At 69.2% G+C, this 21,753-nt stretch carries 20 protein-coding genes; 9 read left to right on the top strand and 11 right to left on the bottom strand.

All coding sequences use genetic code 11. From position 1 onward, the window contains the following. Position 1: 1 nt before the first annotated feature. Entirely contained in the window at positions 2 to 1,276 is a 1,275-nt protein-coding gene (locus tag E0E30_RS12115; RefSeq protein ID WP_130866493.1) for a polysaccharide biosynthesis tyrosine autokinase, read from the bottom strand. A 138-nt stretch (positions 1,277 to 1,414) separates the two neighbouring features. Here E0E30_RS12115 and E0E30_RS12110 point away from each other — a divergent pair, with 138 nt between their 5' ends. From E0E30_RS12110 to E0E30_RS12085, 6 genes are all read left to right on the top strand, one after another. Beyond that, positions 1,415 to 2,653 (top strand): glycosyltransferase, encoded by a 1,239-nt coding sequence (locus E0E30_RS12110; RefSeq protein ID WP_130866492.1) that lies wholly within the window; start codon positions 1,415 to 1,417, stop codon positions 2,651 to 2,653. Next, positions 2,650 to 4,071, top strand: coding sequence for an O-antigen polymerase (locus E0E30_RS12105; protein WP_130866491.1), 1,422 nt, complete (start codon positions 2,650 to 2,652; stop codon positions 4,069 to 4,071). Before E0E30_RS12110 ends, E0E30_RS12105 begins: the two co-directional genes overlap by 4 nt. A 39-nt stretch (positions 4,072 to 4,110) precedes the next feature. Further along, the gene (locus tag E0E30_RS12100; protein WP_130866490.1) at positions 4,111 to 4,728 is read left to right on the top strand and encodes an acyltransferase; all 618 of its coding nucleotides are present in this window, start codon (positions 4,111 to 4,113) and stop codon (positions 4,726 to 4,728) included. Between the two features lie 38 nt (positions 4,729 to 4,766). Continuing rightward, on the top strand, positions 4,767 to 5,879 hold the full coding sequence (locus tag E0E30_RS12095) for a DegT/DnrJ/EryC1/StrS family aminotransferase (RefSeq protein ID WP_130866489.1): 1,113 nt from the start codon (positions 4,767 to 4,769) through the stop codon (positions 5,877 to 5,879). A 3-nt stretch (positions 5,880 to 5,882) separates the two neighbouring features. After that, on the top strand, positions 5,883 to 6,875 hold the full coding sequence (locus E0E30_RS12090; protein ID WP_130866488.1) for a Gfo/Idh/MocA family protein: 993 nt from the start codon (positions 5,883 to 5,885) through the stop codon (positions 6,873 to 6,875). A gap of 91 nt (positions 6,876 to 6,966) precedes the next feature. Further along, complete coding sequence (locus E0E30_RS12085) at positions 6,967 to 8,301, top strand: O-antigen ligase family protein (protein WP_130866487.1); 1,335 nt, start codon at positions 6,967 to 6,969, stop codon at positions 8,299 to 8,301. Positions 8,302 to 8,378: 77 nt separating this feature from the next. Here the strand turns inward: E0E30_RS12085 and E0E30_RS12080 are convergent, their stop codons facing one another. The 10 genes from E0E30_RS12080 to E0E30_RS12035 form a co-directional block, all read right to left on the bottom strand. Further along, entirely contained in the window at positions 8,379 to 8,636 is a 258-nt protein-coding gene (locus E0E30_RS12080; protein ID WP_130866486.1) for an HPr family phosphocarrier protein, read from the bottom strand. An 88-nt stretch (positions 8,637 to 8,724) separates the two neighbouring features. Beyond that, positions 8,725 to 10,743, bottom strand: a complete 2,019-nt coding sequence (locus E0E30_RS12075; protein WP_130866485.1) for a PTS fructose transporter subunit IIABC — start codon at positions 10,741 to 10,743, stop codon at positions 8,725 to 8,727. A 17-nt stretch (positions 10,744 to 10,760) separates the two neighbouring features. Beyond that, positions 10,761 to 11,720, bottom strand: a complete 960-nt coding sequence (locus E0E30_RS12070) for a 1-phosphofructokinase family hexose kinase (RefSeq protein ID WP_130866484.1) — start codon at positions 11,718 to 11,720, stop codon at positions 10,761 to 10,763. 315 nt (positions 11,721 to 12,035) lie between these two features. Then, positions 12,036 to 12,797, bottom strand: a complete 762-nt coding sequence (locus E0E30_RS12065; protein WP_130866483.1) for a DeoR/GlpR family DNA-binding transcription regulator — start codon at positions 12,795 to 12,797, stop codon at positions 12,036 to 12,038. A gap of 91 nt (positions 12,798 to 12,888) precedes the next feature. Next, positions 12,889 to 14,031, bottom strand: a complete 1,143-nt coding sequence (locus E0E30_RS12060) for a cation:proton antiporter (RefSeq protein ID WP_130866482.1) — start codon at positions 14,029 to 14,031, stop codon at positions 12,889 to 12,891. After that, positions 14,028 to 14,414: a hypothetical protein gene (locus E0E30_RS12055; protein WP_130866481.1), complete on the bottom strand. Its 387-nt coding sequence runs from the start codon at positions 14,412 to 14,414 to the stop codon at positions 14,028 to 14,030. The genes E0E30_RS12060 and E0E30_RS12055 overlap by 4 nt, the downstream gene beginning before the upstream one ends. A 15-nt stretch (positions 14,415 to 14,429) precedes the next feature. Beyond that, the gene (locus E0E30_RS12050) at positions 14,430 to 15,362 is read right to left on the bottom strand and encodes an amino acid ABC transporter permease (RefSeq protein ID WP_130866480.1); all 933 of its coding nucleotides are present in this window, start codon (positions 15,360 to 15,362) and stop codon (positions 14,430 to 14,432) included. After that, positions 15,359 to 16,042 carry an amino acid ABC transporter permease gene (locus E0E30_RS12045; protein ID WP_130866479.1) on the bottom strand — a complete coding sequence of 228 codons (684 nt, stop codon included), beginning with the start codon at positions 16,040 to 16,042 and terminating at the stop codon, positions 15,359 to 15,361. The genes E0E30_RS12050 and E0E30_RS12045 overlap by 4 nt, the downstream gene beginning before the upstream one ends. A 42-nt stretch (positions 16,043 to 16,084) precedes the next feature. After that, positions 16,085 to 16,930 carry a glutamate ABC transporter substrate-binding protein gene (locus E0E30_RS12040; protein ID WP_130866478.1) on the bottom strand — a complete coding sequence of 282 codons (846 nt, stop codon included), beginning with the start codon at positions 16,928 to 16,930 and terminating at the stop codon, positions 16,085 to 16,087. Between the two features lie 69 nt (positions 16,931 to 16,999). Then, entirely contained in the window at positions 17,000 to 17,782 is a 783-nt protein-coding gene (locus E0E30_RS12035; protein ID WP_130866477.1) for an amino acid ABC transporter ATP-binding protein, read from the bottom strand. A gap of 248 nt (positions 17,783 to 18,030) precedes the next feature. Here E0E30_RS12035 and E0E30_RS12030 point away from each other — a divergent pair, with 248 nt between their 5' ends. Genes E0E30_RS12030 through E0E30_RS12020 form a run of 3 tightly spaced genes read left to right on the top strand, consistent with a single transcriptional unit; the run spans position 18,031 to position 21,723 of the window. Next, positions 18,031 to 19,332 carry a nucleotide sugar dehydrogenase gene (locus E0E30_RS12030; protein WP_130866476.1) on the top strand — a complete coding sequence of 434 codons (1,302 nt, stop codon included), beginning with the start codon at positions 18,031 to 18,033 and terminating at the stop codon, positions 19,330 to 19,332. Continuing rightward, the gene (locus tag E0E30_RS12025) at positions 19,332 to 20,465 is read left to right on the top strand and encodes a glycosyltransferase family 4 protein (RefSeq protein ID WP_130866475.1); all 1,134 of its coding nucleotides are present in this window, start codon (positions 19,332 to 19,334) and stop codon (positions 20,463 to 20,465) included. Before E0E30_RS12030 ends, E0E30_RS12025 begins: the two co-directional genes overlap by 1 nt. Before the next feature lie 34 nt (positions 20,466 to 20,499). Continuing rightward, positions 20,500 to 21,723, top strand: a complete 1,224-nt coding sequence (locus tag E0E30_RS12020; RefSeq protein WP_245306602.1) for an O-antigen ligase family protein — start codon at positions 20,500 to 20,502, stop codon at positions 21,721 to 21,723. Positions 21,724 to 21,753 lie beyond the last annotated feature (30 nt).

Here is a 21,753-nt window from a genome sequence, read left to right as displayed (position 1 = left end):
CTCAGACGGCCAGGGCCTTCTTGACCCGGGCCGAGGGAGTCACACCGGTGAGGACGACCCCGCCGACCGTGGCATGGCACAGGGCGAGGGTCTCCAAGGACTGCTGGAGCTGGCTGCGCGAGACCTTGCCGGCACCGATGACCGGCACCACGGCGGCAACCCGGGGGGCCATGACGAAGGAGTCCGCCCCGGCCAACATCGCCGGCCCGGCGACGATGACGGTGTCGTGATCGGCGGCAAGATCCGCGAGCACTGCGTCAAAAGCCTTGTCGCTGAGCAATTCCGCGCCGTTGGCGGTGGCTGACCCGGCAGGGACGAGGGTCGCCCCCGCTCGCTGCGGCAGGACCGACCGAAGCTCCGCCCGCCCCGCGAGGACCTCCGACAGACCGTCGCCCGACAGCCCCGCCGCACGGGTGACCTCGCCGGCGTGGAGATCGGCATCGACGAGGGCGACGCTCGCCCCGGTCCGGGCCAGGGCGTCGGCCGCTGCGAGGGCAGTTGCCGCCGCCGGCTCCCCGGCGATGCTCGGGGCGATGAGCACCGTTCGCCGACCGTCTCGCGGAGCGATGAAGGAGAGGTTGCGTCCGAGGGCGTCGGCCTGGCGAGGATCGTCCTTCGCAGGCATGACGCCCAGCACGGACGCGTCGGTGATCTCGGAGACGTCGGCCAGATCACGGACCTTCGTCGAGATGAGCGCGCGCAGGAACATGACGAGCAGGGCGACGAGCAGCCCGACGACGAGGCCGACCACTGCGCTTCGGCTCATCGACTTGTTGGTTCCGGCCACCGGTGCGGTGAGGACGCTGGCATGGGCCACCGAGAGCACCGGATGTCCCTTGGCCGTGGTGGCGGTGGACGACACGGTCTTGTTCAACGTGTCGACGAGGGCCTGGACGACCTTCTGGGCATTGTCCTGGTTGCCGTCGGTGTAGCTGATCGACAGCATCATCGGCGACGCCGTGAAGGTCACGGCCTGTGCCAGGGTGGTCCCGGGCACCGTGGGCGAGATCGAGTTGCCGACCTCGTCGAGGACGGCGACCGACTGCAGGTACTTGCTGTAGGTCGTCACCAAGGAGGTCGTGTAGGCCGCGGCCGCATCGGGAGAGGCGAAGTCCTCGAAAGCCTTCGACGTGAAGATGACGTCAGCCTCCGCCTGGTAGCTCGGCTTCGTCGTCGCGTAGTGGACGGCCCCGATGGCCACGGCCGCCAGAATGAACACGACGAGGGTCGAACGCCACAGGTGACTCATGTTCCTGACCAGCGAGCGCAGTTGCATGTCCGTCCCGATCTCTCCTGGCGACGTCGGTCGCCATTGCTAAGGTGTGCCCAACAATAGCCGTGACGGGTGGGAGGTCCTGTGGCGATGATCCCGTGGCGACGACGGGCCGATCGGTCTGGGCCTTCGGACGGATCCATGACCCGACCACTGGTCGTGTTGCTCACCTCACGTTTTCCGTTCGGGTCCGGCGAGCAGTTCATCGAGAGCGAGTTGCCCCATTGGCAGGGGAAGGACGTCGACCTCGTCATCGTCCCCGAGAAGAACGACACCCCTCGAGTGAGCCCGCGTGCGGTACCCGCCGGGATCCGGGTCGACTCCGGACTCACCGCTCGCTGGCGGTCCCCGCTGTGGAGACTGCTCGGGGCGGTCCGGGCGTTGACCGACACACTCCTGTGGCGTGAGGTGCGCACTCTCACTGATCTGGGCCGGTTCGACGCAGCCCGGGTGGCGTTCGTCCTGCGGACCGCCATCCAGGTTGCGGTGGTGCGCCGATACCTGCGTGACCGTTATCGCGGTGCCGATCTGGTGTACGCCTACTGGCTCTCGGTCTCCGCCGACGCCGCGGCGCTGGAGCGTCGGTGCGGGACGGTGGCGCATGCCGTCGCTCGTACCCACAATGCCGACCTCTACGAGGACAGGCATCCACTGGGCCACCACCCCTTCGTTCGACAGATCGCCGCGGATCTCAGCCGGCTTCAACCCATTGCGGAGGACGGGGCCCAGTTCGCCATGGAGCGGTACGGATTCGCTCCCGGCTCCGTCATCGTCAACAGGCTCGGCGTCCGCATCCCCACCGACCGGTGCGCCGCCACCGGTCCCGGCACCCTCACGTTGATGTCGGTGAGCACGATGAGCCGTTTCAAGCGGCTCGACCTCCTCATCGATTCCTTGGCCTGCCTGCATCGGGACCATCCCGAGGTCGACCTGCACTGGATCCATGCCGGTGACGGACCCTTCCACGCGGCGCTGGCGGACCGAGCGGCGCGATGCCTGGACGGTGTCGACGTCACCTGGCTCGGGCACCTGCCGAATGAGGAGTTGCTCGCGTGGTATCGCGACCACCGGGTCGACCTGCTCGTCAACACGAGTTCCTCCGAGGGCATCCCGGTGTCCATCATGGAGGCCATGGCTCGGGGCATCCCCGCTCTCGGTACCGATGTCGGTGGGGTCCGCGAGATCGTTCCCCCTCATTGGCTGTTGGCGCCGGATCCCACCCCACAGGAGGTGGCGGACGCCATGGCGGAGCATCTGACCTTGGCGAAGGACCCGACCGTCCGTGAGGCGATGGCACGCCTCATCCATGAACGTTTCGATGCCGACGCCAACTACGAGCGGTTCGTCAACGGACTCGTCGAGCTGGCGAGGAAGCCATGACGGTCGATCTCTCCCCTCGGCGGGACAGTGCCTTCGGAACACTGTGCGAGTGGTTGCTGGGCGCGTGTTTCGTCCTCGTCCCTGTCCTGTCGGCCTGGGCATCGACGGTGACGATCGCCGGTCTGCCGCCGGTACGTCTGCTGGTCGTGGCCCTCATCGGGCTCGTCGTCATCCGTCGGCAGGTCATGTCCGGGACGAGCATGATCCTGCTCGTCGTGTCGGCCCTGTGGATCGGCGTCGGGCTGTTCCTCGTCTCGGGGGGTGCTGGGCTCAAGGAACTCCTCGGGGTCGTCGTCGGGCTGCTCACCATGCTCTCCATGACGATGGCGGCCGACCGGCCCCGGTGGATCCTCACCCTGTGTCGGGCCTGGCTGTTCGGCCTCCTCGTGGCGATCCTGCCGGCACTGTACGAGGTGGCCACTGGACGTCACCTGCCGAACTATCGGTTGGGGTCACCGGCGTGGATCCGGCGGACGGCGACCGACATCGCCTCGTTCATGGTCAACCCCAACCTCTTCGCCTACTTCATGTGTGCGGGCATGATCGCCCTCATCATCGGCTGGCAACTCGAGCGACACCGTCTCGTCCGGTGGATGTACCTAGGCACCACGCTGCTGTGTTTCCCGCTCATCGTGCTCACCGGCTCGCGACTCACCGACTTCTGCCTGATCGTCATCATGGCCTGGCTGCTCATGCTCTCCCGATGGATGGCCGTGGCCTCGGCAGCTGTCGCGGTGCTTGCCGTGAGCGCCCTGGTCGTGCTCGGCAAGGTCGACGACCTCACCCACACCGTGAGCACGGCGATCTACAACCTGTCCTCCAATTCGGGACGGTCCCGTGCTGCGGTCTACCTCGACTCGGCCTGGCTGTACGTGTCCTCCGGGGGCATTGGCATCGGGCCGGCGCAGTTCCCTGCCAAGGTGGTCCGGGCGCCGTGGCCGACCCGCGGCACCATCGATCCCCACAACGGGTTCAGTGAGGTCATCACGGGGTACGGCACCGTCGTGGGGGCTGTCGTCGTGGCTCTGGGGGCGGCCGTCCTGTGGTCGACGGTGCGGCGCAACTGGCGGCCCGGACTCGGCCCGCTGCAGCGGCTGCTGCTCCAGGCGGTGACGGTGAACATGCTCGTCATCCCGGTCATCTCCATGTCGAACAGCTCCTATCTCAAGGCGCCGGTCGTCTGGGCCCAGATGGCAACGGTCGCCGTGTGGTGCCAGATGCTGTGCTCGCGCAGCATGGTCGAGCTCGAGGCATCGGTCGATCCCTCCGCGCTGCTGCTCAAGCGACGCAGGGTGCCGATGGTCGATCTCCCCAGGCATGCACATCTGCTGAGGCGTGTCCTCGTGAGTCGCACCTGTGTGCACTCGACGCCGACTCCGGTGGGGCGCGTTACCCGAGTCGTCGTCCCACATGAGTAGTCTTGGCTTGACCAACACGTCGTCCCGAAGGATGGACTCATGAGTGAACCGCGGATCATCCCGACCGCCGACCTCGACGGCGGGGTGACCATCGGCGACGGATCGTCGATCTGGCACCTGTCCCAGGTGCGTGGCGGGGCCGTCCTCGGCGAGAACGTCGTCGTCGGCCGTGGCGCGTACATCGGCGAGGGGGTGCACGTCGGCGACAACTGCAAGATCCAGAACTACGCCCTCGTGTACGAGCCCGCCGAGCTCGAGGACGGCGTCTTCATCGGCCCGGCCGTCGTCCTCACCAACGACCACTTCCCCCGCGCCATCAATCCCGACGGCACCCTCAAGTCCGCCGATGATTGGGAGCAGGTGGGAGTCACCTGCAAGCGGGGATGCGCCATCGGCGCCCGCAGCGTGTGCATCGCCCCGGTCACCATCGGTGAGTGGGCGACGGTCGCCGCCGGCTCCGTCGTCACCAAGGACGTCCCGGCCTACGCTCTCGTGGCCGGCGTCCCGGCCCGCCGCATCAAGTGGGTCGGCCGCTCCGGCTTCCCGCTGGAGCCCGACGGGGAGCACGCCTGGGTCGACACCCGGACCGGCGACCGCTTCACCGAGGACCCCACCACCGACACCCTCACCCTCGTGTCCGAGGGCGACCAGAACTGACCGGCACCACCGGTCCCAGACCAGACGTAGGAGACACAGTGACTCTCGAATTCATCCCCCCGGCCAAGCCGATCATCGGTGAGGACGAGCGCAAGGCCGTCGACGCCGTCCTCGCCTCGGGCCAGGTGGCCCAGGGCCCGCAGGTCCACTCCTTCGAGGAGGAGTTCTCGGCCCAGGTCGTCGACGGGGTCGAGTCCGTCGCCGTCAACTCGGGCACCTCCGCCCTGCACATCGGCCTGCTCGCCTCGGGCATCGGGGCCGGTGACGAGGTCATCGTCCCGTCCTTCACCTTCGCCGCCACCGGCAACTCGGTCGCCCTGGCCGGCGCCAAGCCGGTGTTCGCGGACATCGACGTCGAGACCTTCACCCTCGACCCGGCCTCCATCGAGGCGTCGATCACCGAGCACACCGCCGCCATCATGCCGGTGCACCTCTACGGCCTGCCCGCCAACATGACGGAGATCCGTCGCATCGCCGACGCCCACGGCCTCAAGATCTTCGAGGACTGCGCCCAGGCCCATGCCGCCTCCATCGACGGCAAGCACGTGGGTACCTTCGGCACCTTCGGCGCGTTCTCCTTCTACCCGACGAAGAACATGACCTCCGGCGAGGGCGGGATGATCACCACCTCCGACGCCGAGGTGGCCCGCAAGGCCCGGATGATCCGCAACCAGGGCATGGAGAAGCGCTACGCCAACGAGTACGTCGGCCTCAACAACCGCATGACCGACATCCACGCCGCCATCGGCCGGGTGCAGCTCACCAAGCTCGAGGGCTGGACGAAGGCCCGTCAGGCCAACGCCGCCTTCCTCTCCCAGGGCATCACCGAGGCCGTCACCCCGGTCGTCCCCACCGGCTACGTGCACGTCTACCACCAGTACACGATCCGTCTCGAGGGAGCCACCGGCGAGGAGCGCGACCGCTTCACCGCCGCCCTCAAGGACGAGTACCAGGTCGGCTCGGGCGTCTACTACCCGATCCCCAACCACCGGCTGCCCTCGCTGGCTCCCTTCGCCCCCGGTCTCGAGCTGCCGAACACCGAGAAGGTCGCCGCCGAGTGCGTCTCCCTGCCGGTCCACCCCTCGCTCAGCCAGGCCGACCTCGAGCGCATCGTCGAGGGCGTCAACAAGCTCGCGAAGGCGGGTGCCTGATCCATGGCGAACCTGCGCGCCGGCATGGTCGGCATCGGCTCGATGGGCAAGAATCACGTCCGCAACCTGCGGGCGATCGACGGCGTCGACCTCGTCGCCATCGCTGACGCCTCCGGCAAGGACCCCTTCGGGGTCGCCGGGGACCTGCCCGTCCTTCCCGACGTGGACGCCGTCATCGAGCAGGGCGTCGACTACTGCGTCGTCGCCGCCCCGACGAAGTTCCACGAGGAGATCGGGCTCAAGCTGGCCGAGGCCGGCGTGCACGCCCTCATCGAGAAGCCCCTGGCCTACGACACCGCTGCGGCGAACCGTCTGGCCGAGGCCTTCTCGTCCCGCGGCCTCATCGGCGCCGTCGGGCACATCGAGCGGTACAACCCGTCGCTCCAGTCGCTGCGCAAGCGGCTGGCCAACGGCGACCTCGGTGATCTCTACCAGATCGCCACCCGCCGTCAGGGTCCGTTCCCCGCTCGGATCGCCGACGTCGGCGTCGTCAAGGACCTCGCCAGCCACGACATCGACCTCACCGCCTGGGTCACCGGGCGTCAGTTCGAGCTCGTCGCGGCGCGGACGATGTTCAAGGCCGGACGCGAGTACGAGGACATGGTCTCGGCCACCTGCCAGCTGTCCGGTGGGCTCATGAGCAACCACCTCGTCAACTGGCTCACCCCGACCAAGGAGCGTCGCACCTTCGTCACCGGGGAGAAGGGCATGTTCGTCGCCGACACCCTCACCGCCGACCTCACCTTCTACGCCAACGCGAAGGTCGAGACCGTGTGGGACGACATCGCGAACTTCCGTGGTGTCGCGGAGGGCGACGTCACCCGTTTCGCCATCCCCAAGCCCGAGCCGCTGCGTACCGAGCACGAGAACTTCCGGGACGCCGTCCTGGGCAAGGACTCGGACATCGTCACCATGGAGCAGGGTGCCAAGGTCGTCGAGGTGTGCGAGGCCATGATCGAGTCGGCGCGGACCAACGAGTTCGTGCGGATCTCCTGAGCATCCTCGCGTCACAGCGGACAGGACGGCCCGTCACCCCCGAGGTGGCGGGCCGTCAGCGGTGCCCAGCTAGACTTGCGCCATCGAGTACATGACTGGCTTCCGCGGATTCCTGGGACGGCTGTACCCCGGGGTCGACGCCGCGGGGGAGGTCGCCGTCGGCCTGTGCGCCGAGGCGATCATGGCCGCCTTCCTCGTCACCTGCACCTTCGTCACCACCGAGCGCCCGATGGGGCGTGTCGCCGGCTACCCCATCATGCTCGGGCTGCTCGTCGGGGCGACGGTGCTCATCGCCGTGCTCCTCGTCCTCCGTCGCATCGTCGGGGGACCGCAGCGCGTGTCCCGGTCGGTCCTCGTGGCCCTCGCGGCGTTCCTCCTGCTCATCGCCCTGGCCGCCGGCAGCCTGCCCTTTCATGTCCACGAGGTCCTCGTCGGTTCGGGGAAGGTGCGGCACGTACCCTTGCACGTCCTCGTCGTCCCACTCCTGGAGTCGGCCCTCACCGCGGTGACGGCAGTTGGACTGGTGCGGCTCATTCCTCGCGCGGGCCTGCGTGACGCCTTGTGGCGCATGGCTCTCGTCCTGGTCGTCGTCACTCCCGCCGACCTGTGGCGCGAGCTCCAGGAGGACAACCTCATGGGCTGGCGGGTGGCGACCCGTCTGGGTGGGGCCTCGACCTTCCACGTCGTCCTGTTGCTGGCCGCCGGCGTCATGGTCGACGCCGTCCTGCGGCATCATCGACGGGTCATCTCCGCGCTGGCTGCCGCCGTCCTTGCCGGATGCGTCGTGGCGACCGGATCTCGCGCCGGGGTCATCGACCTCGGGGTCTTCGTCATCGGGCTGGCCATCTGGGGACTGGGACGTCGGCTCAGGTCCAGGGCGGGTCGGTGGTGGTTCGCGCTGGGTGCCGTCACGCTCGTGGCCGGCGCCGTGGCCGCCATGAGCGCGGCTCGTGGGGGTCTCGTCGACTCCTCCCGCGCCAGGACCTGGCAGACCGCCTGGCAGACCCTCACCTCCGGTCCGGTCCATCTCGTGTTCGGGGCCGGGTACGGCGTCATCTGGCCGTGGTACGGCGGGGAAACTGGGCTCCTGCCCGGGTCGTACCATGCGATGCGCCAGACCTTCTTCGGCGTGACCCTCCCGCACGCCCACAACACGGTTGTCGAGATCGCCGCCGAACTCGGCTTCACCGGCCTCATCGCCCTCGCGGTGTGTCTGGGATCGATCGCCGTGGCCTGCGTGCGTGGGCTGGCCGGAACCCGCCGGGTGCTCTGCCTGGCCGTCCTGGCCACCGGTCCGGGCCTGCTCATGGACACCTATCTGGTGAAGAACTTCCCGGTCGCCCTCGTGTGGTGGTTCGTCGTGCTGGCCACGGTGCGACTGGCGGGTCGACGTCCGACGCCGGTGGCCGACCCGCACCCGGCGTGACCACTGCCCCGGGACGCACCGTGGCGGCCACCCGGAGGTGACCGCCACGGACGACCCGCCAGCGCGTGCTCGACGGCTCAGGCGTCCAGGTCGGAGGCGATGAGGTCGGCGATGGTGTTGACGTCGTCCTCGTTCGGTCCCTCGACGGTGACGTAGTCACCCGAGCCGGCGCCGAGGGTCATGATGAGCAGCACGGAGCGGGCGTCGATGGGGTCATTGCCCTCGGTCGCCAGGGTGACCGGCGAGCCGAGTTTCGCGGCGGCCTGTGAGATGGTGGCGGCGGGGCGGGCGTGCAGTCCGACGGACGATCCGACGGCGACAACCTTCTTGGCCATGGTGGGTTCTCCTCTTCGGTGTGGTTCCCCGATGTGGGGTTGTGTGGTGGGTGGTTGTGGGCTGATGTGGCGGTGGTCTCCGCCGGGGTCACGCCGCGGCGACCGCAGCGGCCTTCTTCCTGGCGGCGGCCTGCTTGAGGATGGTCACCAGTGTGGCAGAGATGATCGTCCCCACGACGATGGCGAGGACGAATGCCCACACCCTGTCGATGGCGAAGAACACGAAGATTCCGCCGTGCGGGGCCTTCGACGCGGCGCCCAGACCCATCGACAGGGCTCCGGTGACGGCTCCGCCGACCATCATCGAGGGGATGACGCGCAGGGGGTCGCCGGCGGCGAAGGGGATCGCTCCCTCGGAGATGAAGGACGCCCCGAGCAGCCAGGCCGCGGTGCCGTTCTCCTTCTCCATGGGGGTGTAGAGCTTGGGCCGGACGGCCGTCGACAGGGCCATCGCCAGCGGCGGCACCATGCCGGCCGCCATGACGGCGGCCATGACCTTCATCGATCCGACGTTCGTCACGGCGAGGTTCGTCGTCGCGAAGAGGTAGGCCGCCTTGTTGACCGGCCCGCCGAGGTCGAAGCACATCATGAGGCCGAGGATGATCCCCAGGATGATCGCCGAGGCGCCGGTCATGCTCGCCAGCCAGGTGTTGAGGGCGGTGGTGAGGGCGGCCAGGGGGCGTCCCAGGAGGACGTACATGAGCCCGCCGGCGACGAGCGACCCGACGAGAGGGATGATGACGACCGGCATGAGTCCGCGCAGCCACCTCGGCGGGTTGAGCCGGGTGAAGCCGTAGGCCACCAGACCGCCGAGCAGGCCGCCGATGATGGCGCCGATGAATCCGGCCCCGGTGATCCCGGCGACGGCGCCGGCGACGAATCCGGGGGCGATGCCCGGACGGTCGGCCAGGCCGAAGCCGATGTAGCCGGCCAGGGCGGGCAGGAGGAAGCCGAAGGCGGCCTTGCCGATGGCGAACAGCACTGCACCGAGGTAGGTCATCGCCGCGGAGTGGCCCAGGGCGTGGGCCGTGGCGGCGGGCAGGTTCGTCGGGGAGTTCTTGAGGGCGATGTCCAGACCGTTGGTGGCGACGTCGTAGCCGCCGAAGAGGAAGCCCAGGGCGATGAGCAGACCGCCGGCCGCGACGAAGGGGATCATGTACGAGACGCCGGTCATGAGGGCCTGTTGGATCCGCTTGCCCCAGCCGAGCTGGGACTTGTCCTCGGCCTGGGCGGCGTCCTGGGCCCCGGTGGCGCGGACCCGGTGGGCGTGGGGGTCCTTGGCGGCGGCGACCGCCTCCTTGACCATGGCCTGGGGCTCGTTGACGGCCCGCTTGACGCCGGACTCGATGACCGGCTTGCCGGCGAACCGCTCGCGACCCTTGACGCCGACGTCGGTGGCGAAGATGACGGCGTCCGCCTTGGCGATGTCCTGCGCCGAGAGCGGCTCGGTGGCGGTGGAGCCCTGGGGCTCGACCTTGACGTCGACGCCGAGTTCCTTGCCGGCGGCGGTGAGGTAGTCGGCGGCCATGTAGGTGTGGGCGATGCCGGTGGGGCAGGCGGTGATGGCGACGACGTGGACCATCCGGGAGTCGTCGGTGAGTGCCTGGGCGGTGGTGGCGGCCGGGGTCCCGGCGACCTGCGGGGTGCCGGTCGCCGGGGGCTCGACGACGTCGCGGATGAGGGTGACGACGGCGTCGGTGTCCGGTGCGGTGCGCAGGGACTCGACGAACTCGGGGCGGACGAGTGCCCGGGCCAGCTTGGTGAGCAGCTTCATGTGGTCGGCCCCGCCGTTCTCGGCGGCGGCGATGAGGAAGACGAGGTCGGCCGGGCCGTCGGGCCCGCCGAAGTCGACCTTCGGGGAGAGCCGTGCGAAGCCCAGGGAGGCCTGGGAGACGGCGGCCGAGCGGCAGTGGGGGATGGCGAAGCCGCCGGGCATGCCGGTGGGCGACTTCGACTCCCGGTCGAGGGCGTCGTGGGCCAGGCCCTCGGCCTCGGCTCGCCCGGCGTCGGCGACGACCCCGGCGAGGGAGCGGATGACGTCCTCCTTGGTGTGGCCCAGGTCGACGTCGAGGCGGACGAGTTGTGGATCGATGAGTGAGGTGGACATGGTCTTCCTTCCGGTGGTCACAGCCGCGTGAGCGTGACCGGCACGGCGCCGGCCTGATCGGGAGTGGGAATGGTCGAACCGGGCAGGGCCGCGGCGGCGGTGCCCCAGGAGACGGCGGTGCGCAGGCACTCGCCGGGATCGGCGCCGTCGGTCGCCGCGAGGAGGAAGCCGGCCAGGGAGGAGTCCCCGGCTCCGACGGTGGACAGGACGGTGATGGGTCCGGCGACGGCGTGCCAGGCGGCGTCGGCGGTGACGAGCAGGGCCCCGGCGCCGCCCAGGGTGACGACGACGCGACCGATGCCTCGGGCGACGAGGGTGCGGGCGGCGGTGATGACCCGGCCGAAGGACCCGGCGGCCGCCTCAGCCTCGAGCTCGTCCCCGTCGTCCCCGGATAGTTGGCCGAGCTCGACGGAGTTCGGCTTGACGAGGTCGGGGGCCGACTCGGGCGAGGGGGCTGCGGCGACGGCCCGGAGGGCGTCGTCGGAGGCGTCCACGGCGACCCGGGTGCCGATGGCGTGGAGGCGTCCGACCATGGTGGCGTACCAGTCGACCGGGATGCCCGGGGGCAGTGATCCGGTGAGGACGACCCAGTCGGCCTCGCGCGCGGCGGCCAGGACGGCGCCCTCGAGGGAGGCGAGCTCGTCGGGGCCGAGGGCGGCTCCGGGTGCGTTGAACTTCGTCGTCGTCCCGTCGGGCTCGGTGACGGTGAGGTTGGTGCGCACCGGGTGACGGACCTGCACGGCCCGGTGCGGAATGCCGTCCTCGGTGAGGCCGAGAAGGAGTGGGTCGTGGTCGGGGGCCGGGACGAGGGCGAGGGTCGGTGCGCCGGCCGCGTGGAGGGCCCGCGCGATGTTGACTCCCTTGCCGGCGGCGACGAGGGAGATGGCCTCGAGCCGGAGCACCTGGCCCCGGACGATGGGTCCGGGCAGGGACGCGCTGCGGTCGAGGCTGGGGTTCGGTGTGACCGTGACGATCATGCGAGACCACCTTGTCCGTTCATGTCTGGTCGGTACGCGTCCAGTGTGACGCCGGACGTCGTCCCGCGCGGCGGATTCGCAGCGGTTCCATGTGGGAACATGTATGAATGTAGGTGGTCTCGATGGGCATGTCAAGCACAATACCAAAAAAACCCCACAAATCCGGGCATCGATCCGGGCGAGGGAACCTGCCGGTGCCTCGGACCCAGGGCTCGGACGACCCTGCCGGTGCCTCGGACCCAGGGCTCGGACGACCCTGACGGTGCCTCGGATTCAGGGCTCGGACGACCCTGACGGTGCCTCGAAGGTCAGGGCTCAGACGACCCTGACCTCGAGCCCACTGCGCTCGATGGCCGCCCGCTGTCGCGCGCTCATCCCGGTGTCGGTGATGAGCAGGTCGACGTCCTCCAGGCGGGCGAAACGGTTCGTCGACTCGGCGCCGATCTTGCGTGAGTCGGCCAGGACGATGACCCGCCGCGCACAGGCGACCATCGCCGCCTTCGTGGCGGCCTCGTCGACGTCGGGGGTCGACAGGCCGTGGGTGGTGGACAGGCCGTTCGTGCCGAGGAAGGCGACGTCGACCCGGAGCCTGCCGAACTGCTCGGCGTTGCCGACGGTGGCCTGGGTGGTCGGGCGCACCCGCCCCCCGATGAGATGGACGTCGCAGTTGCCGTGGGCGGCGGCGGTCGTGGCCACCGGGGCGGAGTCGGTGAAGATCGTCAGGGGGGACACGGGATCGAGCAGAGCGGCGAGCCGTGAGGTCGTCGACCCGGCGTCGAGGACGATGGCCGCGGCCGTCCGGGGGATGAACTCGAGGGCGGCCCGGGCGATGCGGTCCTTCTCGGGGACCGCCGAGACGTCACGGGTGGCCAGCGGCTGGTCGCCGAGCAGATCGAAATCGGCCGGGATCGCCCCGCCATGGACCCTGGTGAGCAGTCCCTGGGAGGTGAGGTGGTCGAGGTCCCGCCGGATGGTCTCGGGGACGACGCCGAGCTGCTCGGAGGCCTGGGTCACCGAGACCCGGCCCTCGTCGTGGGCCGTGTCGATGAGCCACTTGTGGCGTTCCGCGGCGTACATGGTCCCTCCCGGGTCGGCGTGATCGGTGCCCGGCCACGACGCCCGGGGCGTGCACCCACCGGCATCCGATCCTGTGGGCTCGTGTGGGAATCTAGCAGTTCGTGTCGGCTCTCACGAGACCTCTGACCCGAGGACTCACCAGGGTGACGGTCGCCACGGTGACGAGGGCGCCGAGGAGCAGCGCGGTGGCCTCCCCGGGAGCCAGCGATCCCTGGGCGGTGCCCAGGGCCGCCGCGGCCACCGGGACGCCGAGCTGGGCTGCCGTGACGGCCGCCAGCGGCCAGGGTTGCCGGGCCAGGGTGCCGAGGGAGTGGACGCCGACCGCCGCCAGGCCGAGGGCCAGCCCCAACCCGATCGCCGCGGGGTGGCTGGCCAGGGACCGCAGGTCGAGACCTGACCCCAGCCAGACGAAGAAGATCGGCGCGAAGAACCCCTCACCCACGGCGAAGACCTGGTGCTCGACCCGTCGCGGCTCCCCGGCCGCCGAGACGACCAGTCCGGCACAGAAGCCGGCCAGCATGACCGACACCCCGGTGCTCGCCGCCACCGCGCACAGGGCGAAGAGGAGCACGAGGACGATGCGCACCTCGACCGCGAGGTGATGGTCCTCGGAGACGACGTGGAGCCGTCGACGCCGCCCATGGGCGCTGAGCTTGACGATGATCGCCCAGGCCACCACCGCACAGGCGAGCACCGCAGCCGTGCCCAGGGCCGCCGTCCGGGCCCTCGCCGGGTCGACGACCAGGGGCAGGACGACGATGGTCGCGGCGTCGGCCACCGTCAACTGGACGAGCATCTCGACACCGGCGGTGCTCGAGACCTCCACCCCCTCCAGGGTGGGCATGACGAGGGACGCCGAGGAGGAGGCCAGGAGAACGGCGTAGAGGGCGCCGTGCCCGGTGCCGAAGAGGTACCCCAGCCCGAGCCCGACCGGAGCGGCCACGGCGGCGACGAGCAGCGCCCGACCGGTCCCGCGACCCAACCCGCGGCGCAGGGCAGGATGGTGCAGGGGCACGTGGCTGCCGGCGATGAACATGACGACGGCGAAACCGACCTGGGCCATGAAGGAGAAGGTCGGGTCGGTCGAGTGCACCAGTCCCAGCCCGGTGCGTCCCAGGATGACGCCGACGGCGAGCTCGCCGACGACGACCGGCAGGCGCACCGGCCCCGTCATCGACAGCACCGGGCCGAGCAGCGAGACCGCGCAGATGAGCGCCAGCGTCGCGAAGGTCATGGCAGGTCGACGACGACGGCGGGGATGTCGGTGTTCTCGTCGGTGTGGTAGCTCGCGCAGATGCGGTGGTATCCGTCGGCGACGGTGAGGGGGATCCCCTCACCGATCCGGCCACGCACCAGCAGTACGGGTGACAGGGCCTTGCCGCCGTCGATCTTGGCCAGGTCGCTGGCCACGTGCGGGTTGTCGGTGGGCAGCAGCGGCAGCCGGCTGGCCCGTAGCAGGTCCTTGGCCTTGAAGGTCGACGTCGTCGCGGCCCGCAGGGCGTCGACGAGCCGGTCGACGTCCTGCGGCCCCAGGAGCAGCGACAAGTAGCTGGCGGCGGCCGGATAGTCGTGGTCCTCCGGGCTCGCCAGCCATGTCACGGTCGTCTTCCTGGACATCGGGTCCCACCTTCCTCAGTGGTGGTGGCTCCCCTCACGCACCACCTGGTGCTGGTCGTCGGCCTCCTCGAGGGCCCCCTCGTCGGCAAGGAAGGCCCCCTGATGGGCCTCGGCGGCGGTGACGACGTGGCCTCGGCGGCGTCGCACCCGTGCCTCGAGCACCTCGGCGAGCCGGGACAACGAGAAGTTGATGACGATGAAGAGTATCGCCACGACGAGGAAGGACGGCACGATGTTGGCGTAGTTGCTCGAGAGCGTCGTCGCCGACCGCAACAGCTCCGGGTAGGTGATGATGTAGCCCAGGGCGGTGTCCTTGACGATGACGATGAGCTGGTTGACGAGGGCCGGCATCATCGCGGTGATCGCCTGGGGCAGGAGGATCGTCCGTCGGGTCTGTTCCAGCGACAGGCCGATCGACAGCCCCGCCTCGGTCTGGCCGCGGGGCAGCGAGTTCACCCCGGCGCGCAGCAGCTCGGCCATGACCGCGCCGTTGTACAGGGTGAGCCCGGCGACGACCCCGACGAGCGACTTCATCGCCGGCGGGACGAGGGAGTCGAAGGGTGCGGCGAAGACCATGAGGTAGTAGAAGAAGAGCATCGCCATGAGCACCGGAACGGCCCGGAAGAACTCGACGAGCACCGAGCAGACGGCCCGGACGGGGATGACGAAGCTCATCCGGCCCAGGGCCAGGACGAGCCCCACCGCGCAGGCCAGGACGAGGGCGATCGCCGCCGCCTGGAGGGTGTTGAGGATCCCGGGCACGAAATAGGAGGCCCAGGTGGTCGGGTCACCCAGCGGCTGCCAGGCCTGCGCCCCCAGCTGGCTGCGCAGCCCCCAGACGACGCCGAACGCGGCGGCCACGAGGAGCACCACCCCCAGCACCCCGATGAGACGATGCCGTCGCAGGGCTGCCGGCCCGGGCACGTCGAAGAGGACCGAGCTGCTCATCGCTGCACCGCCATCCGGGTCGTGATCCACGAGACGAACATGCCCAGGGGCAGGGTGAGGATGACGAAGCCCAGGGCCATGAGGATGAAGATCGCATAGATGAACTGGGGGGAGAACTCGATCATGTTCTTCATGACGTAGGAGGCGTCGGCCACCCCGATCGCCGAGACGACGGTCGTGTTCTTCGTCAGGGCGATGAGGGTGTTGCCCAAGGGGGTGATCGCCCCACGCATGGCCTGCGGCAGGACGACGTGACGCAGGGTCTGGCCGAAGTCCAGCCCGATGGACCGTGCCGCCTCGGCCTGCCCCGCCCCGACGGTGTTGATGCCCGAACGGATGCCCTCGGCCACGTCGGTGGCGTGGTACACCGACAGGGCCACCACGCCCCACCAGAAGAGCTGGGTGGCCGACCGGGCGTGCGGCCCGGCGAGCTGCCACGACATGACGTTGTAGAAGCCCAGGGCGCAGAAGGTGACGATGACGGTGAGTGGTGTGTTGCGCACGACGTCGACGTACCCCCGGCCGAACAGCTGGAAGGCCTTGACTGGGCTGACCCTCATGATGACGACGACGGTGCCGATGAGGAAGGCCCCGAGAGCCGCGCACAGGGTGAGCCGGATCGTCATCCAGAACCCGCCGAGGACGTCATAGGTACGCATGAGATCGGCGAGGGCGGACATGGATCACCTCCTGGGATGTCGACGGGGGACGCCGGTCGCGGGTCACTGACCCTCGGTGGCCTTGGGCGGATTGTTCTCCTTGTTGTACGAGAAGTCGCCGGCGTCGGCCTTGAGGTCCTTCTCCCACGTTCCGTCGGAGATCATCTTGGTGATGGCGGCGTTGATCTTCGTGGCCAGGGCGGTGTCGCCCTTCTTGATGCCGACGCCGTAGCGCTCGGTGGTGAAGGGCTTGCCGACGACCTTGAGCTTGCCCTGGTACTGGGACTGGTTGGCGAACCCGGCCAGGATGATGTCGTCGGTGGTGACGGCGTCGATCGTCCCGGCGGCCAGGGCGGCGACGCACTTGGAATAGGTGTCGTACTCCTGCAGGTCGACCTTGTTGGCGAACTTGTCCTTGACCTTCTGGGCCGAGGTCGACCCGGTGACCGAGCAGAGCTTCTTGCCGTTGAGGCTGTCGGGCCCGGTGATGTCGGTGGTCCCCGAGCGCACGAGGAGGTCCTGGCCGGCGACGAAGTAGGGCCCGGCGAAGGAGACCTTCTCCTTGCGGGCGTCGGTGATGGAGTAGGTGGCGAAGATCATCTTCACCTGGCCGGACTGGATCATCGTCTCGCGCTGGGCCGAGGGGGTCTCGACGAACTTGACGTCGGTGTAGCCCAGTTCCTTGGCGACGTAGCGGGCGACGTCGACGTCGAAGCCCTTATAGGTGGTGCCGTCCTTGAGGCCCAGGCCGGGCTGGTCGAACTTGATGCCGATGGTCACCGAGCCGCCGGTCGAGGAACTGGAGTCCCCCGAGCCGTTCGACGAGGAGCTGCCGGCGACGCAGCCGGTGAGCAGGGACATGCCCAGGGCGACGGCGCCAAGGGCCGACAGGGGCTTGCGCAGGTTCATCATGGGTCCTTCCTGGAGGGATCCGACGGGGTCGGGTGGTACGGGGGAGGGCTTGGGGGAGGGAGTCGGTCAGTGGAGGATCTTGCCCAGGAAGTCCCGGGCCCGGTCGCTGGTGGGGTTGGTGAAGAAGGTCTCGGGATCGGACTTCTCGACGATCTGGCCATCGGACATGAAGACGACCCGGTTGGCGGCCTTGCGGGCGAACCCCATCTCGTGGGTGACGACGATCATCGTCATGCCCCGACGAGCGAGGTCGACCATGACGTCGAGCACCTCCTGGACCATCTCGGGGTCGAGGGCCGAGGTGGGTTCGTCGAAGAGGATGACGCGGGGGTCCATGGCCAGGGACCGGGCGATGGCGACGCGCTGCTGCTGGCCACCGGAGAGCTGGGCCGGGTACTTGTCGGCCTGACTGGCCACCCCGACCCGGTCCAGGAGCGCGCGGGCCTGTTTCTCGGCCTCGGCCCTCGAACGCTTGCGCACCTTGACCGGCCCGAGCATGACGTTCTCGAGGATCGTCTTGTGGGCGAAGAGGTTGAAGGACTGGAAGACCATGCCGACCTCGGCACGCAGCTCGGCCAAGGCCTTCCCCTCGGCCGGCAGGGGCTTGCCGTCGATGGTGATGGTGCCCGAGTCGATGGTCTCGAGGCGGTTGATGGTGCGACACAGCGTCGACTTGCCCGAACCGGAGGGTCCCAGGATGACGACGACCTCGCCCTTGGCGACGGTGAGGTTGATGTCCCGGAGTACGTGCAACTCGCCGAAGTGCTTGTCGACGTGGGAGAGCTCGACGACGGTGTCCCCGATGCTGTGGACCAGGGGGCCGGTGTCCTCGCGGTTGAACGGTGCCATGGGTGGGAGGCTAAACCCGTCGGGGCATCCTGGGGAGGGGGCGCCGACAATCGTTTCCAAATTGTGATCTTCATCACTAGCTCGACCTCGGGTGCGACGGGTCGGATCTTCGGGCCTGCTGGGTCGGGGAGGCGCACGGCGTCGTCACCCCTCGGTAGACTGTCGTCGATCGTGGGCCGTGCCGTGTGCCGGGCCACGGGACGGACTTTCACCCCGAGAGCCACACACGAGAAGACGAGGAGTCTGGCATGAAGATCGCCGTCATTGCCATGGGCAAGATCGGCCTGCCGCTGGCCGTGCAGTTCGCCGAGAAGGGACACGACGTCATCGGCGTCGACGTCCAGCAGCGCGTGGTCGACGAGATCAACAAGGGCAACGAGCCCTTCCCCGGTGAGGCCTTCCTCGACGAGAAGCTCAAGAAGCTCGTCCCGGCCGGCAAGCTGCGCGCCACCACCGACTACGCCGAGGCCGTCCCCGGGGCCGACGCCATCGTCCTGGTCGTCCCGCTCTTCGTCAACGACGAGACCTGGGAGCCGGACTTCGGCTGGATGGACGCCGCCACGACGTCGCTGGCCGAGCACCTCACCCCGGACACCGTCATCTCCTACGAGACGACCCTGCCGGTCGGCACGACGCGGAACCGGTGGAAGCCGATGATCGAGAAGATCTCGGGTCTGACCGAGGGCCAGGACTTCACCCTCGTCTTCTCCCCGGAGCGGGTGCTCACCGGCCGCGTCTTCGCCGACCTGCGTCGTTACCCCAAGCTCGTCGGCGGCCTGAGCCCCGAGGGCACCGCCAAGGGCATCGCCCTCTACGAGCAGCTCCTCGACTTCGACGAGCGTGCCGACCTGCCGCGTCCCAACGGGGTGTGGGACATGGGCACCGCCGAGGCCGCCGAGATGGCCAAGCTCGCCGAGACGACCTACCGTGACGTCAACATCGGCCTGGCCAACCAGTTCGGCAAGTTCGCCGCCAAGAACGGCATCGACGTCTACAAGGTCATCGACGCCTGCAACTCGCAGCCCTACTCACACATCCACCGCCCCGGCATCGCCGTCGGCGGCCACTGCATCCCGGTGTACCCGCGCCTGTACCTGTGGACCGACCCGGACGCCACCATCGTGCGCACCGCCCGCCAGGCCAACATGACGATGCCGCAGTACTGCGTCGACGAGGTCGCCAGGGTGCTCGGGGACCTCAAGGGACGGAAGGTCGTCGTGCTCGGCGCCTCCTACCGCGGCAAGGTCAAGGAGACGGCCTTCTCCGGCGTCTTCCCGACCGTCGCCGACCTCGAGCAGGCGGGGGCGCAGGTCTTCGTCCACGACCCCATGTTCACCGACGAGGAGTTGGCCAAGTTCGGCTTCACCGCCTACCACGTCGGCGAGCCGGTCGACGGGGCGCTCATCCAGGCCGACCACCCCGAGTACCAGCAGTTCAGCCCGTCGGACCTGCCGGGCATCAAGGTGCTCGTCGACGGACGTCACGTCGTCGACCCCGCCAAGTGGGAGGGTGTCGAGGTCATCGTCATCGGGGACGGCGAGGAAGCCTGATGGCCTCCCGCGCCCGCATCTGCCACCTGTCGACGGTCCACAACCCGCGAGACAACCGGGTCTTCCGCAAGGAGTGCTGCTCCTTGGCGCGAGCCGGGGCCGACGTCTGGTTCATCGGCGCTCAGGACGGTGAGGAGATCGTCGAGGGGGTTCACGTCGTCGGCGTGGGCAAGGCGACGAACCGGGTCGACCGACTGACGAGGAGACAGGCGCTGGCATGGCGCGCCCTCGACCGGATCAGTCCGGACGTCGTCCACGTCCACGATCCCGAGCTCATCCCGATGGTCATGGCCTGGAAGACCCTACGGCACCGTGCCGCCGTCTACGACGCCCACGAGGACCTCGTCGGCCAGGTCGAGGCCAAGGAGTACCTGCCCGACGCCGTCAAGCCGATCGCCCGGCTCGTCGCCAAGGGCATCATCGGCTTGGCCGATCACGGGTTCGACGGGATCGTCGCGTCGACGTCCACCGTGCTGGGGTTCTATCGGAATCCCAACCGCGCCGTCGTGCGCAACTACCCGATGCTGTCGGACTTCCCCGGCGTGGTCGGCGGGGACAAGCAGGACGGCCAGGTCGCCTACGTCGGGATGCTCTCGGCCGGCAGGCAGGTGGACCGGATGTTCGAAATGATCGATCGGACTCCCGGAGCCAGGCTCGTCATCGCCGGGCTGCCTGATCCGGAGGTCAAGCACTTCTTCGACGAGGTCGACGAGCATCCCGGCATCACCTGGCTCGGGCGGGTTCCCGGGGAACAGGTGCCGGACATCCTGGCGAAGTCCTGGCTGGGGGTGGCGTTCTTCAAGCCCATCAAGAACTATCAGAAGGCGCTGCCCACCAAGCTCTTCGAGTACATGGCGGCCGGCATCCCGTTCATCTCGACCGATCTTCCGTACCTCGTCGAACTCTTCGGTTCCCGGGACTGCGGCGTTTTCGTCGACACGTCCGTCGACTCCTCGGCCGCGGCGAGCGCCTTGGCCGAACTCCTCGCCGACCCCGAACGGTGCCGACGGATGGGCGCCAACGGGCGCCGCGCCATCGAGGAGGAGATGAACTTCGAGGCGGAGGCCGACGAGCTCATGCGTGTCGAGAAGGCCGCGGTGCGCCGTCCGGACGTCGACATCACGGGTGCCTGAGGGCCCGGTGACGCAACCAGGCGGGCAGGTCCCCGTGAAACGAGGGCCGTGGCGAGTTCTCGCCGCGGCCCTCATCGGCTCGATGCCGCCGGCTGTCCTGCTCGGCTCGTACGCGGCACTCGGTCCGGTGTCCATGTACCGGGTCGTCGTCGCCGGTCTGGCCGTGTGCGCCCTTGCGGTCGGCAGGTCGTGGCGCGGGGAACGAGCCCTGGCGGTGCTGGGCACCGGATGGCTCGTCATCGGGGTTGTCTCGGGCGCCCATGCGGGTCATGCCGACTGGGGTGAGGTGGCCAACCTGGCCCTGGGATTCGTGCTGGCCTGGTCCCTGGCTCGGCTCCGCGACCGACGGACGATGATCGCCTTGGCGGTGGGCTGGGAGGTGTCGGTGCTCGTCAGCGCACCGATAGCGGTCTGGGAACATGACACGACCCGTCACCTGCCGCAGTTCGTCGGTGGATTGTGGCGAACTCGGCCCCTCGTCTTCCCCTTCCCCGGGACCTTCTTCCCCAATCCGAACTATTACGCGCTCTTCCTGGCCATCGGCGCGGCCGTGATGTCCTACGCCGCCTTCGCCTCGGGCCGTCCACGGGTGCGAGCCGCTCACGGACTCGCCTGCGCCCTCACCGGATACCTCCTCGGCATGACCGGGTCGGTGTCATGTCTGCTCGCAGTGGGCTGCATGGTCGCCGCGCTCCTCCTGTTCGAGAGGTGGGGACGGGTCCTCGTGGCGTTGGGAGTCGTCGGGATCGGCGGGCTCGTCATGGGGCCCTGGCATGGTCGCGCCACGTCCGCCTGGCACGACGTCGTCGCGGTGCTGGTCCACCACGCCGATCTCGGGCCGACGTCGTGGCCGGTGAGGCTGTCCCTGCTCGCCTTCGGCCTGGCGCTCGTGAGTTCGCACCCGTGGCTCGGGGCAGGACCGGGCGGCTTCGCCCGACTGGCTGCTCACCCCGGGCACTTCGCCCTCCACCACAAGGTCAATCCCCACAACGGGCTGCTCCATGTGGCGGGAGACTTCGGTCTACCGGTCGCTGCCGCCTTGGTCGCTGCCTGGACGTGGATGGTGTCCCGGGCGTGGCGAGGGCGTCGACGCGATCCTGTCCTCGCCCGGACCCAGATGGCACTCCTGCTGGCGGCTCCGGCGCTGTCCGTGGCCAACAGCCTCTTCGTCGGGCCGAATGTCGTGTCGGCCTGGATGGCGCTCCATGTGCTCGTCGACGCCCTGCTCGAGGACGCGCCGAGGCAACCCATCGGCTAGTCTGACGCGGTACGAGAGGCGTCATCGGAG

The sequence above is a fragment of the Acidipropionibacterium timonense genome (assembly GCF_900605005.1).
In the GTDB taxonomy this organism is placed as follows: Bacteria; Actinomycetota; Actinomycetes; order Propionibacteriales; family Propionibacteriaceae; genus Cutibacterium; species Cutibacterium timonense.
The sequence above is the reverse complement of the archived record's forward strand: the minus strand, read 5'-3'. Positions and strand labels throughout refer to the sequence as shown.